Source organism: Flavobacterium sp. N1736 (assembly GCF_025947065.1).
In the GTDB taxonomy this organism is placed as follows: Bacteria; Bacteroidota; Bacteroidia; order Flavobacteriales; family Flavobacteriaceae; genus Flavobacterium.
Genome location: NZ_CP109994.1, coordinates 1,817,792 through 1,840,120, shown reverse-complemented (window position 1 = coordinate 1,840,120; position 22,329 = coordinate 1,817,792). Strand labels below are relative to the sequence as shown.

Genomic DNA, 22,329 nt, shown 5'->3' with positions numbered 1-22,329 from the left:
ATACAAATGAAAACAACAATCAAAATTGCAGCCTTATTTTTATTTGGTGTTACAGCGGTTAATGCTCAAAAATATGATATAAAAACAGCAAAAACCTACGCCGAAATTTCTGCAAAAACAGACGGAAAATGGGAGGGAAGAAAATATATTGGCGGAACAGTTTTTAAGAATGTAGACCGCTTAAAACAAGCTCCTGAACATACTGATCATTCTTTTGATATTCGTTATGAAGGTCCGGGTTGGGAAAGTAATAAAGTAGGGTATCGTTTGTATTTAGACTGGAGAAATGCGATTGACATCTTCGGAAAAAAGACTTCTGCAATGATTTTGCCGTTAGTTGGTCAGGATAATTTTGATTCTTATCATAAAATGAGCGATTGGGGAGCAGATATCCTGAACGCAGGAAAAGGAATTGGAATTGGTTCTATAGATCGTTATTTGAACAATGAAAAATTACACTTCCGTGAAGTAGATTCTACGATCGCAACTGTGGCTAACAAAACAAACGAATCTGTTGTAAAAGTAAATTATTATGGATGGAAAACGGCTTCGGATAAAATTGATTTTATTTCAGAATTAACGATTAAACCAGACCAGTTATACACGCAGCATACCATTAAAGCATCTAAAGAAATTAAGGGAATTTGCACGGGAATTGTAAAACAAAAGAATGCTGAAACACTAAAAAAAGAAAGCAAAAATAAAAAATGGGCTTATTTGGCTACTTACGGAACGCAATCTCTAGTTCCGGACAAATTAGGACTGGCTATTTTTTATCAAACGAATACGATCGAAAATCTTGCTGAAACTGATTTAGATTATCTTTTGGTGTTTAAACCTTCCACAAAAGAAAATTCATTTTATCTTTTAGGCGCGTGGGAACAACAAATAGACGGAATTAAATCGAAAGAAGAATTTGTAAAATATTTAGATCAGCAATTAGAAATACTGAACAAAAAAGGTAAAATGTAATAGGCAGATTGAAAGATTAAAAGATTGAAAGATTGAAAAAATGGACGGATTTAATCCGTTGAATTAGAAAAGAAAAATCTGCTCAATCTGCCAAATCTGCGTGAAAAACACACACAAAGTGATTTAATCTGTGGTAAAAAAATAAAGACAAAAGTTTAAAATACAATATATGTTTAAATCGACTTTTATAACGATCAATTTAGTTGTTTTGCTGTTCATTTTTGGTACAAAAACAATCGCACAGACTGCTGAAAATAAAACTCTTGCTGATAATTTAAAATGGTCAGAAAGAACCGCAATTACTATTTTGAATAAATATCCTGAAGTCTGGCAAATAGACGGAACTGAAAAACCAAAGTGGGATTATAAAATGGGATTGGTATTGTCTGGATTTGAAAAATTATATCAAAAAACAAACGATAAAAAGTATCTGAATTACATTAAAGAATATGCTGATAAGCTAATTGACGCGGATGGAAATATTGCGAAATACGATATGAAGGAATTCAATATTGATTGTGCAAATCCGGGAAAATTACTTTTTAATTTATATGATATTACAAAAGACGAGCGTTATTTGAAAGTAATTCAGCAATTAAGAAATCAGCTTGAAAATCAGCCCAGAACGGCAAGCGGCGGATTTTGGCACAAACAAATTTATCCCAATCAAATGTGGATTGATGGTTTGTATATGGCTGAGCCTTTTTATACGGAATACACGGTGCGATATGAAAATGGCAAAAGTTTAGATGATATCGCGAAACAATTTGAGTTGGTACAAAATCATTTGGTTGACAAAAAAACGGGTTTGGTATATCAGGCGTGGGATGAAAGCAAAGAAATTGGCTGGGCAAATCCTGAAACGGGAACTTCGCCAACAATTTGGGGTCGCGGTATTGGCTGGTATATGATGGCTTTGGTTGAAACGCTGGATTATTATCCTAAAACGCATCCAAAATATAAAGAATTACAAGGTTATTTTAGTCAAATTGTAAAAAGTGCCGTTGAACATAAAAGTGCTTCGGGATTATGGTATCAGGTTGCTGATAAACCTGAAATGAAAGATAATTTTACAGAATCGTCGTCTTCGGCAATGATTATTTATGCTTTGGCAAAAGGCGCAGATAAAGGATATATAGGTGCAAATTATAAAAAAACCGCTCAAAAATCATTTGATGCATTTTTAAAAGAATTTGTAAAAAAGAGTGAAAACGGAGAAATTAGTATTTCAAATGTATCATCAAATGTAGGTTTAGGAGGAAAACCTTTTCGCGATGGCACCAATGAATATTATATAAAAAGCAAAACAAAAGACAATAGTTCGCCGGCTTTGGCTGCATTTTTATTGGCTGCATTAGAATTAAAGAAATAGTAGAATTTAAATATATTTTGAAATGAAAAATAATAGAAAGCAAGGTTATTTTATGTCGGTTTTATTCGTTTGCGCGATGGCTTTTACGAGCTGTAAAGTGATTTCGCAGGAACCTTCAAAAAAAGAAATAGTTATTTCTAAAGATTTAAAATGGTCTGATAAAATGGCTTTAACATTGATGAAACGTCATCCTGAAAGTTACATGATCGACGATTCTAAAAAGCCAAAATGGGATTATGTTCATGCTTTGGTTTTGCATTCAATTGAAGAATTATATAAAAAAAATCCTGATCCGAGATACAAAGCTTATGTGAGAAGTTATGTAGATAATTTGGTTCAGGAAGATGGGACTGTTAATACGTACGAATTCGACAAATTCAATATTGATTTGGTTGTTCCGGGACGTTTGCTTTTTGCTATTTATGCTGAATCAAAACAAGATAAGTATTTGAAAGCAATGCAATTAGTACGCAAACAATTAGCAGAACAGCCAAGAACGGCAAGCGGTGGATTTTGGCACAAACAAATTTATCCAAACCAAATGTGGTTAGACGGTTTGTATATGGGTGAACCATTTTATGCGCAATATACAGCGACTTTTGAAGGTGGAAAAAGTTTTGACGATATAGCCAAACAATTCGAATTGATTCAATTGCATGCAACAGATCCAAAAACAGGATTATTATACCATGCCTGGGATGAAAGTAAACAAATGCCGTGGGCAAATAAGGAAACAGGTAATTCACCAAATTTCTGGTCAAGAGCTTTAGGCTGGTATGTTATGGCACTTGTTGATGTTTTGGATTATATGCCAAAAGATCATCCAAAACATAAAGAATTAGTGAAATATTTAAATAATGTTTCGGCTGCTTTAGCCAAAGTTCAGGATAAATCAGGATTATGGTATCAGGTAACTGATAAAGGCGGCAAGGAAGGAAATTACCTTGAAGCTTCAGGATCATCTATGTTTGCTTATGCTTTTGCAAAAGGAGCTAACAGAGGATATTTACCTGCAAGCTATAAAAAATTGGCAAACAAAGCTTTCGATGGTTTGACTAAACAATTAATAAAAGTGGATGCTGATGGAGGTATTACATTGACAAACTGTTGTCAGGTTGCCGGTTTAGGCGGAACACCATATCGTGACGGAACTTACGAATATTATGTAAACGAAAAAAAGAAAGACAACGATCCTAAAGCAACCGGACCATTTATTTTGGCAGCTTTAGAATTGAATAGATAATACGCGTTTAGAAACCCAACAGGTTTTAAAACCTGTCGGGTTTAATTGAAAAGCAATTACCACCAAAAAATGAAAAATATAAAAGTCATTTTTATTTTACTATCAGTATTCTCTCTGCAAAATAACTTTGCTCAGGTTTGGGTGCCGGACAATGGAGACGGGACTTATACAAATCCTATTATTCACGCAGATTATTCAGATCCTGATGTTGTTCGCGTAGGAGATGATTTTTATATGACTGCATCGTCTTTTAATTGCATTCCGGGATTACCAATTTTGCATTCGAAAGATTTGGTAAACTGGAAGATTTTAAGTTATGCTTTGCAAAAACAGCCTCCGTTTGAAACTTTTAATAAAGTGCAGCACGGTAATGGCGTTTGGGCTCCGAGTATTAATTTTCATGATAATGAATTCTATATTTATTATCCGGATCCTGATTTTGGGATTTATATGATAAAAGCCAAAAAAGCAGAAGGTCCGTGGTCTGAACCGCTTTTGGTAAAAGCCGGAACCGGACTTATTGACCCAAGTCCGTTATGGGATGATGATGGTAAAGTATATCTTGTTCATGCCTTTGCGGGAAGCCGCGCTCAAATTAAAAGTTTATTGGTGGTTTGCAGCATGAATGCCGAAGGAACAATTGCCAATAATGATGAAGTTATGGTTATTGACGGTCACGAAAGTGAAGGTACAATTGAAGGACCAAAATTCTATAAACGCAATAATTACTATTACATTTTTGCTCCTGCCGGCGGAGTTTCAACAGGCTGGCAAACGGTTTTAAGATCTAAAAATGTATACGGTCCTTATGAAAAAAAGAAAGTTCTCGAACAGGGAAAAACAGCTATAAATGGTCCACATCAGGGTGCGTGGGTACAAACACAAACGGGTGAAGACTGGTTTATTCATTTTCAGGATAAAGGTGCTTACGGCAGAATCGTTCATCTTGAACCTATGAAATGGGAAAATGACTGGCCGGTTATGGGACAGGATTTTGATAAAAACGGCATTGGCGAACCGGTTACAACATTCAAAAAACCAAATACAGGCAAGAAATATCCAATAGAAACTCCTGCAGAATCGGATGAATTTAATGAACCTAAATTAGGTTTGCAATGGCAATGGCAGGCAAATGCTCAAATCAATTGGGGTTTTCCGACGAGTTTAGGCTATCTGAATTTATTTTGTTTGCCAACAATCAAAGAAAACAATAAAATTTTAGATGCTCCAAATTTATTGCTGCAAAAGTTTCCTGCCGAAGAATTTACAGTGTCAGCTAAATTGACTTTTAATACAAGGTTAAATGGCGAATCGACAGGACTTATCATAATGGGATTGGATTATAGTTATTTGAATTTAAAAAATGATAACGGAAAATTATATCTAAATCAGAAAACAGGAACTTTTGACAAAAAAGTTTCAGAAACAGAATCAGCGCCTCTTTTAATTGCAAATAATACCATTTACCTGAGGGTAAAAATTAAAAAAGGCGGTATTTGCAGTTTCTTTTATAGTGTAGACGATAAAAAATACCAGCCAATTGGATCTGATTTTACCGCTAAAGAAGGAAAATGGATTGGTGCGAAAGTAGGTCTTTTTGCGCTGAGCCAAAAAGTAACCAATGATTCGGGAAATGTTGCTGTAGATTGGTTTAGAGTGACAAAATAAGGTTCAAAGGTTCAGAGGTGCAAAGATGCAAAGGTTTATAAAAATCTACCAAATCTGCTAAATCTGCTAAATCTGCTAAATCTGCGAGAAAAAATAAACATAAAGACTATGAGTTTTATTTCGAGTGAAACGACTTATTTTAAGTTTACAAAAGCTATGTTTCTATGTGTTTAAAAAATGCCAACTAAAATAAAAATATACCAATGATTCAGTTTAAAAAATATATAGCGTTAGTTTTCTTTAGCATTTGTTTTAGTATAAATGCACAAAATACGTATAAAAACTGGCCGGATGTTATTCGTAAAAACGATGCAAGCTGGTTTGGTACGGAGGAAGCTAAAAAGATAGCCGAAAATGTATTGCTTTACCAAAGAAACATTGGCGGCTGGCCAAAGAATATTCAGATGCAAAATGCGCTTTCTGAAACAGAAAAACAAAAGCTTGTTGATTTAAAAAGTGACTTACATGATATTACTACAGATAATGGAGCAACGTGTCAGGAAATGCTTTTTATGTCCAGAATGTATGCTCAGGTTAAGGATGAACGATATAAAGAATCTTTCTTAAAAGGTTTGAATTATTTGCTGGAAGCACAATATGATAATGGTGGCTGGCCGCAATTTTTTCCGTTGAAAAAAGGCTATTATACACATATTACCTACAATGATAATTCGATGGTAAACATTTTGGTGATTTTAAAAGAAATTGGTGAAGAAACTGATTTTTACAGCATTAAACCATCGAAAGAAATTGTCGAAAAAGCGAAGAAAGCTTTTGATAAAGGAATCGACTGCATTTTAAAAACACAATACAAACAAAATGGCGTTTTAACGGGCTGGTGCGCTCAGCACGACGAATTTACTTTGGCTCCCGCCAATGCAAGAGCTTTTGAACTGGCTTCTTTAAGCGGCTTTGAATCGGCAAAAATTGTATTGCTTTTAATGTCGATCGAAAAACCTTCACCGGAAATTATAACTTCAATAAAAAGTGTCAACATTTGGTTTGAGAAAACAAAAATCACGAATCTTGAAGAAAAAAGAGTGCTGAATGACGCCGGAAAAATCATCGATAAAAAAATGATTCCTACCGCAAATGCCGCACCAATTTGGGCAAGATTTATGGATCTTGAAACCAACGAACCGTTCTTTTGTGATCGTGACGGAATCCGAAAAAAATCTTTGGACCAAATAGGTTCTGAAAGACGAAATGGATATTCCTGGTATTCTGATGCGCCAAAAGAAGTGCTAAAAAAATATCCTGCATGGGCAGTTAAAAACGGAGTAAAAGTTTCATCAGCGGAAGCTTCGGATAAAAAAAAAACTAACTTTATAACGGTTGCACAAGACGGTTCCGGCGACTTTACAAAAATTCAGGATGCGATATATGCAAGTCCTGCGTTTCCGTATGAGAAAGTTACGGTGTTTGTGAAGAATGGAATTTACAATGAAAAAGTGCGAATTCCGGAGTGCAATACGAATTTGGCTCTGGTTGGAGAAAGTAAAGAAAATACCATTATTACTTTTGATGATAATTTTTCGAAAATAAATTTAGGAAGAAACAGCACTTTTTATACGTATACGCTTATGGTTGAAGGCGATGATTTTTCAGCATCGAATTTAACAATTAAAAATACATCGGGAGAAAAAGGTCAGGCGATTGCGTTGTCTGTTGTGGCGAATCGTGTTAAAATTTCAAATTGTAATATTCTCGGAAATCAGGATACTTTGTATTTGTCCGGAAAAAATGCGAAACAATATTTTACAGATTGTTATATTGAAGGCACAACTGATTTTATTTTTGGAGGCGCTACTGCTTTATTCGAAAACTGTACCATTCATAGTATTAAAAGTTCGTATGTAACAGCGGCTTCAACTCCTGAGGGAACAGCTTTTGGTTTTGTTTTTAAAAATTGTAAGCTTACGGCTGAACCATCTGCAACAGCGGTTTATTTGGGAAGACCGTGGCGCATTTATGCTAAAACGGTTTATATCAATTGCGAAATGGGAAGACATATTAAACCGGAAGGCTGGGAAAACTGGTCGAAACCGGATGCGGAAAAGAATGCTTTTTATGCTGAATATAACTGCAAAGGCGAAGGATTTCAGCCTGCAAAAAGAGTTGCGTGGTCACATCAGCTTACAAAAAAAGAAGCTGAAAAATATACCACAGAAAATATTCTGAAAGATTCGGTTCCTAATTGGTTTTCGAAATAAATTAGATTCAAAAAATAATAATTATGAATTTTAAGTCTCTCATTTTTTTATTTATTTCCTGTTTCTCTTTTGCCCAGAATAATGAATTTCCATCGGCAAAAGTAGATTCAATTGTGAGCAGTATTCAGCTTCCGGTAATTCCTTCTTATCAGATCAATGTTTTGAAATTAGGAGCCAAAGGAGATTCTGTTTTCAATAATAAAGCTGCATTTGACAAAGCGATGGCATTGTGCAAAAAGAACAACGGAGGAACTATTATCGTTCCTAAAGGGATTTATAAAATAAATGGTCCAATTCATTTTGTCAGCAATGTGAATCTTAAAATCGAGAAAGGCTCAAAAATTAAGTTTAGTGATAATCCGCAAGATTATTTACCAATGGTTCTTACAAGTTGGGAAGGTACAATATTGTACAATTACAGTCCGCTTATTTATGGGTACGAATGTTCGAATATTGTGATAACCGGAGAAGGAACGATTGATGGAGAGGGAGGAAAAATCTGGAAAAGTTTTAAAACAAAAGAAAATGACGGTAAAAACAGAAGCCGTGACATGAATCATAACAATACGCCTTTGCAGGACAGAAAATTTGGAGAAGGTTATTTTTTACGTCCGCAAATGATCCAGTTTTTTAATTGCAGGAATATTTTGGTCGAAAACATACGTATCGAAAATTCGCCTTTTTGGTGTCTGCATTTGCTGAAATCACAAAGTATAACCGTTCGCGGAATAAGCTATAAATCGCTGAATTATAATAATGACGGTATTGATCCTGAATATGCGAAGGATGTTTTAATTGAAAATGTAACTTTTGATAACGGCGATGATAATGTTGCGATAAAAGCAGGTAGAGATCACGAAGGAAGATCGAATACAGCAACGCCAAGTGAGAATATTATTATCAGAAATTGTAATTTTAAAGGACTGCACGGTGTAGTTATAGGAAGTGAAATGTCGGCAGGAGTTCAAAATGTTTTTGTAGAAAATTGTAAAACAGTCGGGTATTTAAAAAGAGGCATTTATCTTAAAACGAATGCTGATCGTGGTGGTTTTATAAAAAATATCTTCGTTAGAAACATTCAATTAGATGAAGTTGAAGATTGTATCTACATCACGGCGAATTATCACGGTGAGGGCAAAGGATATCAATCTGATATATCAAATGTACATTTTTCTAATATAACGTGTAATAAAGCAACAGAATCAGGAATTGTAATTCAGGGATTTCCGGAGAAAAAAATCAGGAATATTTCTTTAAACAACATCGAAATTAAATCGGCGCAAAATGCAATTTCAAACGAAAATGCAGAGAATGTTTTAATGACGGATGTTTTTATTGGGAAGAGAGCAATGGTACCTTCTGCAGCGAAATAAGTTTTTTTTGAAGGTTCAAAGGTTCAAAGTGGCAGAGGTTCAGAGGTTTTTTGTAGAGATGCAATGCAGTCTTTTACTGCAATCTTGTCATTCTGAGGAACGAAGAATCTTCTCAAGTAACTCTGTAAAGTGTATAGCCAATCTTTGTCGATTATTGGATGTGATTTCTCCTTCGTCGAAAAGACAAACTATACGCTTAAATTCAATAATCTAAGAAGTCTAACAATCTAAGTAAGTCTAAAAAAATGAAACATTTTATCATCATCATTATTTGTCTAATAACTTCGACTTGTTTCGCTCAAAAAACGACATTATATACAATAGGCGATTCGACAATGGCAAACAAAAAAGATTCTGACCGCAATCCTGAACACGGCTGGGCACAGGTTCTTCAGTCTTTTTTTAAGGATAATATTGTGGTCGAAAATAAAGCGTTAAATGGCAGAAGTACCAAAAGTTTTATCAATGAAAAACGTTGGGATTCAATTTATAAAAAGCTTAAAAAAGGGGATTATGTTTTTATTGAATTCGGACATAACGATGAAAAAATCGAAGATTCAACCCGATATACAAATCCGCATACGGCGTATCGTCATAATTTAATTCGGTTTGTAAAAGAAACCAGAGAAAAAGGGGCAACGCCTATTTTATTGACTTCTATTGCCAGACGTAATTTTAATGAAAAAGGGGTTTTGGTGCCAACTCATGGTGATTATCCGTTAGAAACGAGATTGGTTGCTGAGGAATATAAAGTTTCTTTTATTGATCTGGAATATTACACGGAACTATTGGAACAATCTTACGGACCGGAAAAATCGAAGCAATTGCATTTGCATTTTAAAGCCGGTGAAAATGCTTATTATGAGAAAGATAAAGCTGATGATACGCATCTTTCATTAAAAGGCGCAACTGCAATTGCACAAATTGTTGTTAATCAAATCAAAATTTTAGAAGATTCTTCGCTTGAAAAACTTAAAAAAGGCATTAAGTAAAAAATATTGAGGTTCCCGTTTTTACCTTGATATCATCAATACAAAGGCTGTACGTAAAGTGTAAGTAAAAAAAATACCAGACAGAGAAAAAAAAGTTACATAAATTTCTTGTTTTCAAATATTTATAATATATTTAACACTTGAAACATGGGAATTGTGTAAGATTTGTGCATAATTTTACAACATCAAAAAACAAGTAAAGAAAATTGATTTTTGATAAGGCAATCCCAATCTGCTGTTAACTTAATTTTACTGTTTGCATATGAGAGTATTTTTTATGGCACTGCTTCTTTCTTTGAGTTCTTTTACTACCTACAACGTAACTGAGAAAAAAGAAATTTTATCTGAAATTGAATTCGCAAGACTAACAGATCATGTAAGTGAGATTAAATCTTTTACTTCGTCAAATATTGGCTACAGTAAGAAAATCGCTTTTCTTGTGGATATGAAAATCAAATCAGGAAAGAACCGTTTTTTCGTTTACGATCTTCAAAATGAAAAAATACTTGATCAGGGTCTTGTTGCACATGGTTCAGGATCAGAAACAGGAATAAAAGGTGATATCTTACAGTTTAGCAATACACCAAATTCTAACTGCACTTCTCTTGGACGTTATACTATTGAGAAATCTTATAATGGTGTTTTTGGAAAAGCTTTCAGGTTAAACGGTCTTGATGAGACGAATAACAATGCCTGGAAAAGAGCTATTGTATTGCACAAGTATAAGGAAGTTCCTGATGAAGAAAAAGAATACTATATTATCAACAGCCACGGCTGCCCAATGGTTAGTGAAGTATTTTTTAAAAGACTGGAAAAAATTATAGACAGTTCAGATTCTAAAATAATGCTTTATATGTATTACTAATCAATCGATTAGTTGCATAAATTTCTTTTAGACAATATCAGATTTAATTCATCAAAAATAGACTTTAGATTATTCAATCTCTTTTACCATTGTGAGAATCCATCGGTATTCTTCTTTCATTGTTGGGTAATCTAAATAATTTTTCTCCTTTTCTATAAATCCCTGTTTTTCATAATAATATTTTGCATCGCTGCGTTCCATGGTTTTCAGCCAGAGAACAGGACGTTTATTTTTTATACAAAATGAGATTATAAATTTCATTACAATCTTTCCAATTCCTTTGTTAGAGGCTTCTTTAAGCAGGTACAATTTGTCAATTTCTGTACATTGTTCCTTTAAATAGGGTTTAATCTCATTATTTTTTAATTTAAAAAATCCTATTGCTTTATCTGCATCATAGATTAAAAAATAAAAAATATCCGACACTGAAAGTTCCTTTTTAAAATCTTCTTTTTTATAGAATTCGGCCAGATATGCTTTTCCATTATCTGACCATAAATATTGATATGTGTCATTATAACTTTCTATTGCAACTTCAAATAATAAATCAAGCTGGTTTTTTTGGCATTCTTTAATTGTAATCAATTGGAGTATGTATATTGAATTGGTTGAGGCTGCAAATTTATAACATTATTAATTGTCAGTAAAAAAACATTATGCATTATACATTGAACCGGAAAGAAATTGTATATCATCTTAGCATTTGCTGTAATATGCGTTTAATTCTTTAAAAATTGGCAAGTAATTCTTGTAATTGATTCCTTAGTGTTTATTAAAGCTTACATTTGAGTAAAAATAAGCTACTAATGGATGACAAAAAGAATTTAAGAATCTTGTTGACTGATGATGATGCAGATGACAGAGATTTTTTTTCGGATGCAATAATTGATGTCCATCTTAATTTTCCGATTGAATTTTGCAAGAATGGGGTGGAACTTTTAGATCGTCTTTATGATAAAAGTCTTAGTATACCCGATATCATATTTCTGGATCTCAATATGCCAGTCATGTCAGGATTTGAGAGTTTAAAACAAATTCGAGATGATGCTAAATTTAAGGATATCCCCATAATAGCCATTTATTCAACATCGGCAACAGAAGATGGTATTAAAAATACTTTTGGGCTGGGTGCCAACGCTTATATTGTAAAGCCAACTGATTTTAATGTTTTAAAGCAATTATTAAAAAAAGTAATCGAAATGGATTGGAAGCAAAGATTAGAGCATTTAGAAATAGATTCTTTCATTATTACTGTTTAGGTTTTTATAAAAATATAAACCTGCTGTTTGGGCTCGATTTATAATTCATAATGTTCACTGTAGAAATTAAATACTATAAATCATGGATGTCCGTACAAATAATTTACCCAAAGCTACACGCCAGGATTTTCCTATTGTAGGTATTGGGGCTTCTGCAGGAGGTCTTGAGGCTTTTACGCAGTTTATTGATGCTATTCCGGATAATTCTGAAATGGCGTATGTGATTGTACAGCATTTGCATCCTATGCATGACAGTATGCTTACGGAACTTCTTTCCCGTGTGGCAAAAATTCCTATTAATGAAATAACAGATGATATTCATTTAGCGCCCAATCATATTTATGTAATTCCTGAAAATAAAATGCTTACTTCTTTTGATGGAGTCCTAAAGTTGAGTCCCCGTTTAAAAGACACTAAAAATCAGGCGATAGACATTTTTTTTAATTCATTGGCGGAAGTGCATCTTGATTTGGCGTACGGTGTATTGCTTTCCGGAAACGGATCTGATGGAACAATAGGATTAAAAGCCATAAAAAAACACGGAGGCCCTACTTTTGCTCAGGATATTGGTGCGCTGTACAATGAAATGCCGCAAAATGCAATTAATGCCGGAGTGGTTGATTATGTGCTGACGCCGGCAAAAATAGTCGAGAAATTAATACAGATTGTAAAATCGAAAGATAGTATTAGTCAAGATAATGATTCAAATGATGAAACTGTATTTCAGGAAATTATAAAAATTTTACATCAAAAAAGCGGTGTTGATTTTACCTATTACAAACAAACCACCATCCGCCGTCGTATTGCCAGAAGGATGGCATTAAACAAAATTGTTACCCTAAAGGATTATCTTAAAGTTTTACGGGGCGATAAATTGGCATCAGAAGATTTGTTTAACGATATGCTTATACCTGTGACTGAATTTTTTAGGGATAGTAAAATATTTCAAACTATAAAAGAAAAAGTTTTCCCGATATTAACCAGCAGAGTACCGGAGGAAAATGCAATTCGAATTTGGATTGCGGGCTGCTCTACCGGAGAAGAAGCATACACGCTGGCTATTGCACTTCATGAATTTTTAGGTGAAAATATTCAGGGAAAAGAGATTCAGATTTTTGCTTCGGATATTTCAGAAGTGGCTATTGCCAAAGCCAGAATTGGATTTTACAGGAAATCTCAAATGCGGAATGTTTCTGAAAATATTCTATCTAAATATTTCACGGCAAGCAGCAATGGTTATACTATTAAAAGACAAATCAGGGATCTGTGTATTTTTGCAGTTCATAACTTTTTGAGTGATCCTCCTTTTGCCAAAATGGATTTAATTACGTGTAGAAATGTCTTTATTTATATGGATTCGTTTTTACAAAAAAAATCACTTGCAACTTTTCATTATGCCTTAAAAGAAAGCGGATTTTTGCTTTTGGGAAAATCAGAAACGGCTGTTCCGGCTGCTGAACTTTTTCAGTCATTTGATAAAACAGGTAAAATTTATATCCGCAAGCAGGTTTCGGGAAGATTTGTACATTCGGGTTTGGGAGTGCATGATAAATTAAAAAGTTTTAAACCGGATAGTCAAAGAAAAGAAACGATCAAAGAAGATTTCAGAAAGAGCGCTGACTCTTTATTGCTTTCCAAATATACTCCGGCGAGTGTTATTGTAAATGAACAAATGGATATTGTGCACATTAACGGATCAATAGCTGAATTTATTGAACTGTCTCCCGGTAAACCTACTTTCAACTTATTGAAAATGGCTAAAGAAGGATTGGCTTTTGAACTTCGCAATGCATGGCATAAAGTTAAGGAAACAGATTTACCCATAAAAAAAGAAGGAATTCAGGTTAAAAGCAAAGGCAGTACAGAAGATATTACTATAGAATTACAGCGATTAGAGGATACATCAGAACCTTACTTTTTGGTATTGTTTTATAAAAGTATTATTGACAGAGATAATTTGTCGATAAGCAAATTTACTTCTGAAGAATTACAGGATAATCTTTATTTAAAAAGAATAGCGCAACTTGAGAAAGAACTGGCTAAAATACATGATGACGTAAATTCGATTAGTGAAGAACAGGAGGCATCTAACGAAGAATTGCAGAGTGCCAATGAAGAATTATTGAGCGGGAGTGAAGAACTGCAAAGTCTTAATGAGGAACTGGAAACTTCTAAAGAAGAATTGCAATCGAGTAATGAAGAGCTTTTACAAATTAATCAGGAACTTTTAAATAAGCAACAAGAGATTAATATTTCTAAAAATTATACAGAAGCCATTGTAGCGACTCTTAGAGAACCTATTGTGGTGCTGGATACTAATTTAAGAATAAGAAATATTAACAGGGCATTTTCTAAAAAATACAATATTGACAAGGATGAAGCTACCGGTAAATTGATTTATGAAATTCAGAATCATCTTTTTGATAATGTACCCATGCGTTCCATGCTTGAAAAAGTACTTCCGGAAAAAATACAGCTTGACGATTATCAAATATCGGTTAATCTTTTGCCTTATGGGGAAAGTATTATGCTGCTTAATGCCCGACAGGTGACTAATGAAACCAGCAAAGAGCAATTAATTTTGCTGGCTATTGAAGATATAACAGAACGCAGAATTACAGAAAAAAGACTGCAGGTTCTTTCAGACGGTTTTGAAGCCAATGTTCAGGAACGCACTGCTGATTTACTAAGTGCTAATACGGAGCTTGAACTTTCTGTTAAAAATTTGCATGGAGCCAATGTTCAATTACAGGAGTATGCGTATGTGGCGAGTCATGATTTGCAGGAACCGTTGCGTAAGATATTAATGTTTATCAGCAGGCTTTTGGGAATGGACGAAAAAATTTCTGATGAAGCACTTATTTTATTGGATAAAATCAGTAAATCATCAACAAGAATGAATACGCTTATAAAAGATTTATTAACTTATTCCTATCTCAATAATCCGGACAACCATTTTGTAAAAACAGATTTAAATGTAATTGTTGCTGATATTCTTATTGATTTTGAATTGCTTATAGAAGATAATAAGGTTGAAATAAAACTAGGGAAATTACCAATTGTTACCGCTGTTGCTTTGCAAATGAATCAGCTTTTTTACAATCTGATTAGTAATGCTCTCAAGTTTTGCAAAAATGACGATTCAATTTGTAAAATAGATATTAGTTCCCGCAAACTTACTATTCCGCAAATTAAAAAATATCCCAGCTTAGATCCAAAAATTGAGTATTATAAAATAGTGATTAAAGACAATGGTATTGGTTTTAATAAACAATATAAAGATAAAATTTTTACTATTTTTCAGAGACTCCACAATAACGAAGTTTATAGTGGTACGGGTATAGGGCTTTCAATTGGAAAAAAAATTGTAGAAAATCATAAAGGACTTATTTTTTCGAAAGCAGAAGAAAATATCGGTGCTGAATTTCATATCATACTGGCAGTTTAGAATTTATTTTATTGTCTAAAAAACAAAAGGCATACGTTTAAGTATGCCTTTTTCTATTCTGATCTTGATAGTTTATCTAATCCTGATCTTTGTTTAGATTACTTTTCTGTTCATCATTCGTTAGGATATCTTCCTTATTAATGATGTTGTCCGTCTGTAAATTTTTATCGGAGTTGTTGTTTTTATTGATTTCAAAATCATTTTCTGGATGTTTTAAATCTTCAACGAACTCTTCCTGATATTGGTAAGGATCTTCGTCTCTTGCGTAATTATCATTATCGACAAGAGTATTTTGTTCTATGTAATCAGGATCGCTTTCTCCAAATTCTTTTTTTTCTTCAGCAGAAGCTTGTTTCTTGTACTGATCTTTATCTTGAATGTAATTACCATCAACAAGAGTATTTTGATCAATAAAATCCGGGTCTGTTTTACCGTATTCTTGGTTTTGATTTTCCATAACGCTGTTTTTAAATTTTTAGATTAATTATTGAAATTAACTTTTCAGAAATTACTTTCAAAAGTGTTTTTACAAATTTATATTAGATTGGTAGTTTCTATATTATAGAAAAACATATTGTAGTTGCATAATTAATAGATAATTACAATACCGGGAAAACTTATATTTATGGTATGTTCATTGCCAATTAAACGGATTGTTGTAATTTGTTGTTACAATTAATTACAAAGAATAAAGTTAGAATTTTGAATTCTATTTTATAATTAAAAACATACATATGGAAAATTTACAAGCATCCTTAAAGGCTATTGATAGTCTGTTTGTGGAGGAAAACAGTATTCCGGAGGAGTACAAAATAGCAGAAATTCATCAACGCGAATATCTTTTAAACGGTCAGCTCGTTCCCTGGAATGGAGATATTACAGAGGTTTTTTCTCCGGTTTTTGTTCAGGGCGCTCAAGGTCCTGTACGCAAACTGGTTGGTACAATACCGCATACATCATCAAAGGAAGCACTGGAATCTCTGGATGCCGCCGTTGCAGCATATAATGACGGGCAGGGCGAATGGCCAACAATGAGCGTGGAGGGCAGAATAAAATGCATGCAGAAATTTGTTTACCTGATGATTCAGCAGCGCGAACTGGTTATAAAACTTCTTATGTGGGAAATCGGAAAAAGTCTTCCGGATTCAACCAAAGAGTTTGACAGAACTGTAGAATATATTAATGCAACAATTGACGCTTTAAAAGATTTAGACAGACAATCTTCAAGATTTGAAGAAGCTGAAGGAGTTTTGGCACAGATAAGACGATCTTCTTTGGGTGTGGTTCTTAGTATGGGACCTTTTAATTATCCTTTAAATGAAATTTTCACGACCTTGATTCCGGCACTTATAATGGGAAATACCATTTTATTTAAATTGCCTAAACATGGTGTTTTAGCACATTATCCTTTATTGAATGCTTTTAAAGAAGCTTTTCCTCCCGGAACAGTAAATACACTTTACGGCAGGGGAGCAGAAATTATTTCGCCGCTTATGGAAAGCGGAAAAGTGAATGTGCTGGCTTTTATCGGTTCAAGTAAAGTAGCTAATGGGTTAAAAAAACTGCATCCAAAAGCCAACAGACTACGATCTATATTAAGTCTTGATGCAAAAAATGCTGCTATTGTAACCAAACATGCAGACCTAAATGTTGCTGTAAATGAATGTTTATTAGGGGCATTATCTTTTAATGGACAACGCTGTACGGCGTTAAAATTAATTTTTGTGCAGAAAGAAGTAGCTGATGAATTTGTGAAAAAACTAAGCGATGCTGTGGCTGCTCTAAAACCCGGACTTCCCTGGGATAAAGATGTAAAAATTACGCCTCTTCCTGAATTTGATAAACCGGCATATCTTAAAACCTGTCTTGATGATGCAGTGGCTAACGGTGCAAAAATAATAAATGAAAATGGAGGTTATACCAATAATTCACTTGTTTTTCCGGCTGTGGTTTATCCTGTAAATGACAAAATGAAATTGTATCACGAAGAGCAGTTTGGACCTATTATTCCGGTTGTTCCGTTTGATTCTATAGATGAACCAATTGATTATCAGATAAATGCTTCGCATGGTATGCAGGTAAGTATATTTAGTGAAGATGCAAAAGAAGTAGCAAGCCTTATTGATCCGTTTGTTAATTTGGTAAGCCGTGTCAATATTAATTGTCAATCGCAGCGCGGACCTGATGTGTTTCCTTTTACAGGAAGAAAAGACAGCGCCGAGGGAACTTTATCCATATCAGATGCCCTTCGTTCTTTTTCGATCCGTTCACTGGTTGCGACTAAATCTACAGATGCAAACAAAAAATTATTTAATTCAATCGTAAGAGATCATGATTCTAATTTTTTAAGCACGGATTATATCTTCTGATAAGTTGAATGTAAGGCTAATAAAAAACCTGCTCTGTAAAGAAGCAGGTTTTTTTGTTTGATTTATTTTGAAGAGAACAGGATAAGCACTTTTGAGCAGAGAAATATTTATTAAGAAAATTTAAAAAATTAAAGTGGAAATTCTATAATAAATCAATGAAATTATTATACATAATGACAATAAAATGCTTTTAATTTGACATACCTTTTAATGCGTTTTTACATAATAAAAACGATTAATTTGTTATATTTGTTTACGAAAATTTAAATTTACCACAAATGCAAAACAATCTTCTTGGTGGCTTGAAAGACCACGAAAATAAATTACTTACAATCTGGTCACAACTACTTATAGAAAGCGGATCAACTGACGGGGCTACAGAAGAAGAAGAATCAAAAGAATTCTCATCACTTTTATTGAATGCTTTGGCTCTTACAAATGATAAAGATTCGCAAGAATTCGAACGAGTTTACGATTTGCTTATGGGGATTTCAAGCTCAAGAGCAAAAAGAGGTTTTTCACCAAGAGAAAATGCCCAGTATCTTATTTCATTTAAAGAAGCTGCTTCAAAAATTCTTTCAGAAATAGAAACTGATAAGGACAAATTATACAATGCAAATTTACAATTAAACGCTGTTTTAGATAACATGACTATTATGACTTTCGAGTCTTATATGAAAGGTCGTGAAGATGTTATTTCGAGACAAGTAGATGAAATAAGCGAAATTTCAACACCGGTTATCAGGGTTTGGGATGGCGTTGTAGCACTGCCTATTATTGGAACTTTAGACAGTTCAAGAACACAAGTTGTAATGGAAAACCTTTTACAGCAAATAGTAGACACAGGAAGCTCTATTGCCATACTTGATATATCAGGAGTGCCGGCAGTAGATTCTCTTGTAGCACAACATCTTATTAAAACAGTAAGTGCAACCAGATTAATGGGAGCGGAATGTATCATCAGCGGAATTCGACCTGAAATCGCCCAAACTGTAGTGCATTTAGGGATAGATCTTACCGGTATTATCACAAAAGCGTCACTTGCAAGTGCTTTGCAGACAGCTTTTGACATGCTGCAGCTAACTGTTGTTAAGAGAAAATAATCGAATAAGATTTAAACAATATGGAAAGAATTCCTATACTAAAGATGGGAGATTTTCTGCTGGTTACGATACAAGTGGATTTGTACGACCAATTAGCAGAAAATCTTGAATCTGACTTAATAAATACAATCAATAAACACAGCTCAAAAGGCGTGTTAATTGATATATCAGCCGTTTCTATTATTGACTCCTTTATGGGAAGAATTCTGGGCAATATTGCTGTGATGTCTAAAATTATGGATGCACAAACCGTGGTAGTAGGTATGCAGCCTGCTGTTGCTATCACTCTTGTTGAACTTGGATTATCCTTAAATGGGGTTATAAGTGCCCTTAATGTTGAAAAAGGGATGGATCTGCTTCGCGCAAAGATGTATAATGGCGATAATGAGCAGATTTATGATAACGACGACGAATAAAGAAGAAATCGCAATTGTAAAAGAACAGGACGTAGTTCCTTTGCGCAATCGTGTCAAGGATTATGGTGTAAAAATTGGAATGAGCATACTAAATCAAACCAAGTTAATTACAGCTACCAGCGAGCTTGTTCGTAACCTTTTAAAATATGGCGGCGGAGGAAAAGTGATAATAGAAGCCGTGAATAACGGACGTGAAAATGGAGTAAGAGTGACTTTTATAGATAATGGTCCTGGTATAATAGATATAGATTTGGCGATGAAAGACGGATATAGCACAGGAAAAAGCCTGGGACTTGGTTTACCTGGTACAAAAAGACTGGTGAATGAATTTAACATACAAACAGAATTAGGAAACGGAACAACCGTAACTATAATAAAATGGAAAAATGGATAATACTTTTTCCTGTTATAAAATTGATGATCGAAGTTTAATACCTTTTATTAAAAGAGAAATACATAATCTGGCACTTCAATTAGGATTTACTCCACACAGAGCAGCAGAAACAGATATTATTATTGCTGAATTGACTTCAAATCTTATTAAATATGCAAAGGAGGGTGAACTTTTATACAGGGCCCACCATAGTGAAGGACAAAATCAAATAGAAATTTATTGTATAGATCAAGGTGTAGGAATTGATAATGTCGTAAAGATAATGAACGATGGTTATTCTTCCTCAAATACCTTAGGTCAGGGGTTGGGTGCAATCAAAAGATTAAGCAACGATTTTCAAATTTACTCCATGAAAAATTGGGGTACAATTCAATACATAAAAATTTTTGATAAGGCAGAAATTCCTATACCCGCATTAATTAATGGTTTTAATTACGCAACAATCAGAGTGAATTATCCAGGAGAAAGAATTTGTGGCGATGGTTATCACATTAAATATTTAAAAGATGGTTTTCAAATTTTTGTTGGCGACGGATTAGGACACGGGGCAAATGCAAATGAGGCTGTGCAGCAGGCAATAAAAGCTTTTAAACAAACCCGACAGACAGAACCTGCCGCTATACTTAGAGATATTCATGATGAGGTAAAAAAGAGCAGGGGACTGGTTGCGACTATAGCGACGGTAAACTATAAAACCGAAAGCTGGAATATTTGTGGTATTGGAAACATAAACACACGCATATATCGGGGTTTAGAGAATAAAACCTACACGCCTTATAACGGAATTATCGGTCATAATATACCACGTACTTTAAATAGCACTATTGTTCCGTATGAAAAACATCAGATTATTGTTATGCACAGCGACGGATTACGAACCAGATGGAATCTTAATGATTTAGTTTCTATTATTAAGCAGAATTCAGGAGTAATAGCAGCCGCATTGTATAAAGATAATATTAGAGGAACCGATGACGCTACTGTGTTTGTTGGAAAAATAATTTAGCGCTATGAAGGAAATTGTAAAGATTAATCTTGATAATGAAATGGACCTGATATTGGCTCATAAGCGCTCTATGAAAATTGCCGAAATGTGCGGCATGCCATCTTCTGCGCAAACAAGATTCTCTACAGCTGTATCAGAAGTTGCAAGATGTTCTATTGCAAATGGTAAAAACTCTGTACTGGTTTTAGGAATTAACATTATCAGAGCCAACCAGAAAGAAATATTGGCCATACTTACAGATGCTGTCGATTTGCAAAAATGCAGCCCTGAGGCTTTTAAATATGCAGCAAAAATTTCCGGAAACATTGAATATAGCTATTCAGGTAATCAGTTTATTACAAAACTAAGTCAGCCCGTATTAGCACCAGGACTTTTATCAGATGTAAAAATAAAAAGTCTTGTTGATTACTTCAAATACGAACCGCCTTTATCTCCTTATGATGAGATCAGAAAGAAAAATATAGAGCTAATAGCATTATCTGAAAAACTTGGCGAAAGTGAAAACAGGTACAGGCAATTGGCCAATACAATTCCGGTTTTAATTTGTATTGTAAATGAGCGTAATAATGTATTGCTTGCCAATGAATCATTAAATGATTATTTGCAGACAACATTAACCGTATTTGATAAAAAAAACATGAGCGCCTTTGTTCACCCCGATGATTTAGATACTATTTCAGAAGGATGGAATAAAGCTAAAAAAAGCCGTTCGGATTTTATAGGCGAAACCCGAATTAAAAAAGGAACAGAATATGTTTGGCATCTTATTTCGATTATTCCAAATAAATCAGAAGATGATACATTTAATAGCTGGCTTGTTTATTTTGTTGATATAAATGCACAAAAAAAGGTTGTAGAAGCGCTAAAAGACAATTCTGAACTAAAAGAAATTCAGCGTGAACTGGAAACAGCCAACTCAAAATTAGTTTTTAAAAACAAAGAGCTTCAACAATTTGCCTTTGTTGCCAGTCATGATTTGCAGGAACCACTTCGCAAAATCATGATAATGCTTTCACGAGCAGGAAATCACTTATCCGAAGAACAAAAAAAAGAATATTATTTTGATAAAATAACCCTTGCAGCGGGCAGATTGTCTAATTTAATATCAGATGTTTTGAATTATTCCAGAATTGATAACAGGGTTTCGCAATTTACAGAAGTCAATCTAAACGATATTATCGAAGAAGCATTAGGCGATTTAAGCATGGTAATCGAGGAGAAGAATGCCCAAATACAGGTAAATTCATTACCTCAGGTTTTGGGACTCGATACTCAGCTTCGCCAGTTATTTTATAATTTGATAAGCAATGCCTTAAAATTTACTACAACAGAACCCTCTGTAATTATTTCTTTAACAGATAAATATCCGGACACTATTGGTTTTACTGATAAAACCCTTTCTCCGGAAAAATTTCATATTATATCTATTACAGATAATGGTATTGGTATGGACAGTCAATATTCAGGACGAATCTTTGATATGTTCCAACGACTTCACGAGCGCGATCAATTTGGAGGAAACGGTATTGGACTTGCTTTATGCAGACGAATTGTGGAGAACCATAATGGCTTTATTAATTTTACAAGCCAGCCAGATCAGGGAACAACATTTTGGATATTTCTTCCCAAGCATTAA

Annotated in this window: 18 protein-coding genes; 16 read left to right on the top strand and 2 right to left on the bottom strand. The window is 34.0% G+C overall.

Going from position 1 to position 22,329, the window contains the following annotated elements; translation table 11 throughout:
* The first annotated feature begins 6 nt into the window (after positions 1-6).
* The 8 genes from OLM54_RS07755 to OLM54_RS07720 all read left to right on the top strand — a co-directional run bounded on the left by OLM54_RS07755 (position 7) and on the right by OLM54_RS07720 (position 10,698).
* Complete coding sequence (locus tag OLM54_RS07755) at positions 7-972, top strand: DUF4861 domain-containing protein (protein WP_264538021.1); 966 nt, start codon at positions 7-9, stop codon at positions 970-972.
* A gap of 169 nt (positions 973-1,141) precedes the next feature.
* The gene (locus OLM54_RS07750; protein ID WP_264538020.1) at positions 1,142-2,344 is read left to right on the top strand and encodes a glycoside hydrolase family 105 protein; all 1,203 of its coding nucleotides are present in this window, start codon (positions 1,142-1,144) and stop codon (positions 2,342-2,344) included.
* Positions 2,345-2,366: 22 nt separating this feature from the next.
* Positions 2,367-3,587 carry a glycoside hydrolase family 105 protein gene (locus OLM54_RS07745; protein ID WP_264538019.1) on the top strand — a complete coding sequence of 407 codons (1,221 nt, stop codon included), beginning with the start codon at positions 2,367-2,369 and terminating at the stop codon, positions 3,585-3,587.
* A 69-nt stretch (positions 3,588-3,656) separates the two neighbouring features.
* A complete protein-coding gene (locus OLM54_RS07740; protein WP_264538018.1) occupies positions 3,657-5,255 on the top strand; it encodes a glycoside hydrolase 43 family protein in 1,599 nt (532 codons plus the stop codon).
* A 203-nt stretch (positions 5,256-5,458) separates the two neighbouring features.
* Positions 5,459-7,468 (top strand): pectate lyase, encoded by a 2,010-nt coding sequence (gene pelA, locus OLM54_RS07735; protein WP_264538017.1) that lies wholly within the window; start codon positions 5,459-5,461, stop codon positions 7,466-7,468.
* A gap of 23 nt (positions 7,469-7,491) precedes the next feature.
* Positions 7,492-8,841, top strand: coding sequence for a glycoside hydrolase family 28 protein (locus tag OLM54_RS07730; protein ID WP_264538016.1), 1,350 nt, complete (start codon positions 7,492-7,494; stop codon positions 8,839-8,841).
* A gap of 245 nt (positions 8,842-9,086) precedes the next feature.
* Positions 9,087-9,833 (top strand): rhamnogalacturonan acetylesterase, encoded by a 747-nt coding sequence (locus tag OLM54_RS07725; protein ID WP_264538015.1) that lies wholly within the window; start codon positions 9,087-9,089, stop codon positions 9,831-9,833.
* Positions 9,834-10,095: 262 nt separating this feature from the next.
* Positions 10,096-10,698, top strand: coding sequence for a murein L,D-transpeptidase catalytic domain family protein (locus OLM54_RS07720; protein WP_264538014.1), 603 nt, complete (start codon positions 10,096-10,098; stop codon positions 10,696-10,698).
* 69 nt (positions 10,699-10,767) lie between these two features.
* On the opposite strand, the gene OLM54_RS07715 is transcribed toward OLM54_RS07720, so the two are convergent.
* Entirely contained in the window at positions 10,768-11,283 is a 516-nt protein-coding gene (locus OLM54_RS07715; protein WP_264538013.1) for a GNAT family N-acetyltransferase, read from the bottom strand.
* A gap of 221 nt (positions 11,284-11,504) precedes the next feature.
* Between OLM54_RS07715 and OLM54_RS07710 the strand changes: the two genes are divergently transcribed.
* Positions 11,505-11,957 (top strand): response regulator, encoded by a 453-nt coding sequence (locus tag OLM54_RS07710; protein ID WP_264538012.1) that lies wholly within the window; start codon positions 11,505-11,507, stop codon positions 11,955-11,957.
* 82 nt (positions 11,958-12,039) lie between these two features.
* Positions 12,040-15,405, top strand: a complete 3,366-nt coding sequence (locus tag OLM54_RS07705; RefSeq protein ID WP_264538011.1) for a CheR family methyltransferase — start codon at positions 12,040-12,042, stop codon at positions 15,403-15,405.
* Between the two features lie 76 nt (positions 15,406-15,481).
* On the opposite strand, the gene OLM54_RS07700 is transcribed toward OLM54_RS07705, so the two are convergent.
* Complete coding sequence (locus OLM54_RS07700) at positions 15,482-15,862, bottom strand: hypothetical protein (RefSeq protein ID WP_264538010.1); 381 nt, start codon at positions 15,860-15,862, stop codon at positions 15,482-15,484.
* A 277-nt stretch (positions 15,863-16,139) separates the two neighbouring features.
* Between OLM54_RS07700 and OLM54_RS07695 the strand changes: the two genes are divergently transcribed.
* The 6 genes from OLM54_RS07695 to OLM54_RS07670 all read left to right on the top strand — a co-directional run bounded on the left by OLM54_RS07695 (position 16,140) and on the right by OLM54_RS07670 (position 22,329).
* Positions 16,140-17,774: an NADP-dependent glyceraldehyde-3-phosphate dehydrogenase gene (locus OLM54_RS07695; protein ID WP_264538009.1), complete on the top strand. Its 1,635-nt coding sequence runs from the start codon at positions 16,140-16,142 to the stop codon at positions 17,772-17,774.
* 278 nt (positions 17,775-18,052) lie between these two features.
* On the top strand, positions 18,053-18,877 hold the full coding sequence (locus tag OLM54_RS07690) for an STAS domain-containing protein (RefSeq protein ID WP_264538008.1): 825 nt from the start codon (positions 18,053-18,055) through the stop codon (positions 18,875-18,877).
* A gap of 20 nt (positions 18,878-18,897) precedes the next feature.
* Complete coding sequence (locus OLM54_RS07685) at positions 18,898-19,293, top strand: STAS domain-containing protein (protein WP_264538007.1); 396 nt, start codon at positions 18,898-18,900, stop codon at positions 19,291-19,293.
* Positions 19,274-19,687: an anti-sigma regulatory factor gene (locus OLM54_RS07680; RefSeq protein ID WP_264538006.1), complete on the top strand. Its 414-nt coding sequence runs from the start codon at positions 19,274-19,276 to the stop codon at positions 19,685-19,687. The genes OLM54_RS07685 and OLM54_RS07680 overlap by 20 nt, the downstream gene beginning before the upstream one ends.
* Positions 19,680-20,693, top strand: a complete 1,014-nt coding sequence (locus OLM54_RS07675; protein ID WP_264538005.1) for a SpoIIE family protein phosphatase — start codon at positions 19,680-19,682, stop codon at positions 20,691-20,693. Before OLM54_RS07680 ends, OLM54_RS07675 begins: the two co-directional genes overlap by 8 nt.
* Positions 20,694-20,697: 4 nt before the next feature.
* The gene (locus tag OLM54_RS07670) at positions 20,698-22,329 is read left to right on the top strand and encodes a sensor histidine kinase (RefSeq protein WP_264538004.1); all 1,632 of its coding nucleotides are present in this window, start codon (positions 20,698-20,700) and stop codon (positions 22,327-22,329) included.

What these genes read in the sequence shown, in the direction of transcription:
- OLM54_RS07755 (WP_264538021.1), top strand. Translation starts at nt 7, where the DNA reads ATGAAAACAACAATCAAAATTGCAGCCTTATTTTTATTTGGTGTTACA.
- OLM54_RS07750 (WP_264538020.1), top strand. Translation starts at nt 1,142, where the DNA reads ATGTTTAAATCGACTTTTATAACGATCAATTTAGTTGTTTTGCTGTTC.
- OLM54_RS07745 (WP_264538019.1), top strand. Translation starts at nt 2,367, where the DNA reads ATGAAAAATAATAGAAAGCAAGGTTATTTTATGTCGGTTTTATTCGTT.
- OLM54_RS07740 (WP_264538018.1), top strand. Translation starts at nt 3,657, where the DNA reads ATGAAAAATATAAAAGTCATTTTTATTTTACTATCAGTATTCTCTCTG.
- pelA (WP_264538017.1), top strand. Translation starts at nt 5,459, where the DNA reads ATGATTCAGTTTAAAAAATATATAGCGTTAGTTTTCTTTAGCATTTGT.
- OLM54_RS07730 (WP_264538016.1), top strand. Translation starts at nt 7,492, where the DNA reads ATGAATTTTAAGTCTCTCATTTTTTTATTTATTTCCTGTTTCTCTTTT.
- OLM54_RS07725 (WP_264538015.1), top strand. Translation starts at nt 9,087, where the DNA reads ATGAAACATTTTATCATCATCATTATTTGTCTAATAACTTCGACTTGT.
- OLM54_RS07720 (WP_264538014.1), top strand. Translation starts at nt 10,096, where the DNA reads ATGAGAGTATTTTTTATGGCACTGCTTCTTTCTTTGAGTTCTTTTACT.
- OLM54_RS07710 (WP_264538012.1), top strand. Translation starts at nt 11,505, where the DNA reads ATGGATGACAAAAAGAATTTAAGAATCTTGTTGACTGATGATGATGCA.
- OLM54_RS07705 (WP_264538011.1), top strand. Translation starts at nt 12,040, where the DNA reads ATGGATGTCCGTACAAATAATTTACCCAAAGCTACACGCCAGGATTTT.
- OLM54_RS07700 (WP_264538010.1), bottom strand. Translation starts at nt 15,862, where the DNA reads ATGGAAAATCAAAACCAAGAATACGGTAAAACAGACCCGGATTTTATT.
- OLM54_RS07695 (WP_264538009.1), top strand. Translation starts at nt 16,140, where the DNA reads ATGGAAAATTTACAAGCATCCTTAAAGGCTATTGATAGTCTGTTTGTG.
- OLM54_RS07690 (WP_264538008.1), top strand. Translation starts at nt 18,053, where the DNA reads ATGCAAAACAATCTTCTTGGTGGCTTGAAAGACCACGAAAATAAATTA.
- OLM54_RS07685 (WP_264538007.1), top strand. Translation starts at nt 18,898, where the DNA reads ATGGAAAGAATTCCTATACTAAAGATGGGAGATTTTCTGCTGGTTACG.
- OLM54_RS07680 (WP_264538006.1), top strand. Translation starts at nt 19,274, where the DNA reads ATGATAACGACGACGAATAAAGAAGAAATCGCAATTGTAAAAGAACAG.
- OLM54_RS07675 (WP_264538005.1), top strand. Translation starts at nt 19,680, where the DNA reads ATGGATAATACTTTTTCCTGTTATAAAATTGATGATCGAAGTTTAATA.
- OLM54_RS07670 (WP_264538004.1), top strand. Translation starts at nt 20,698, where the DNA reads ATGAAGGAAATTGTAAAGATTAATCTTGATAATGAAATGGACCTGATA.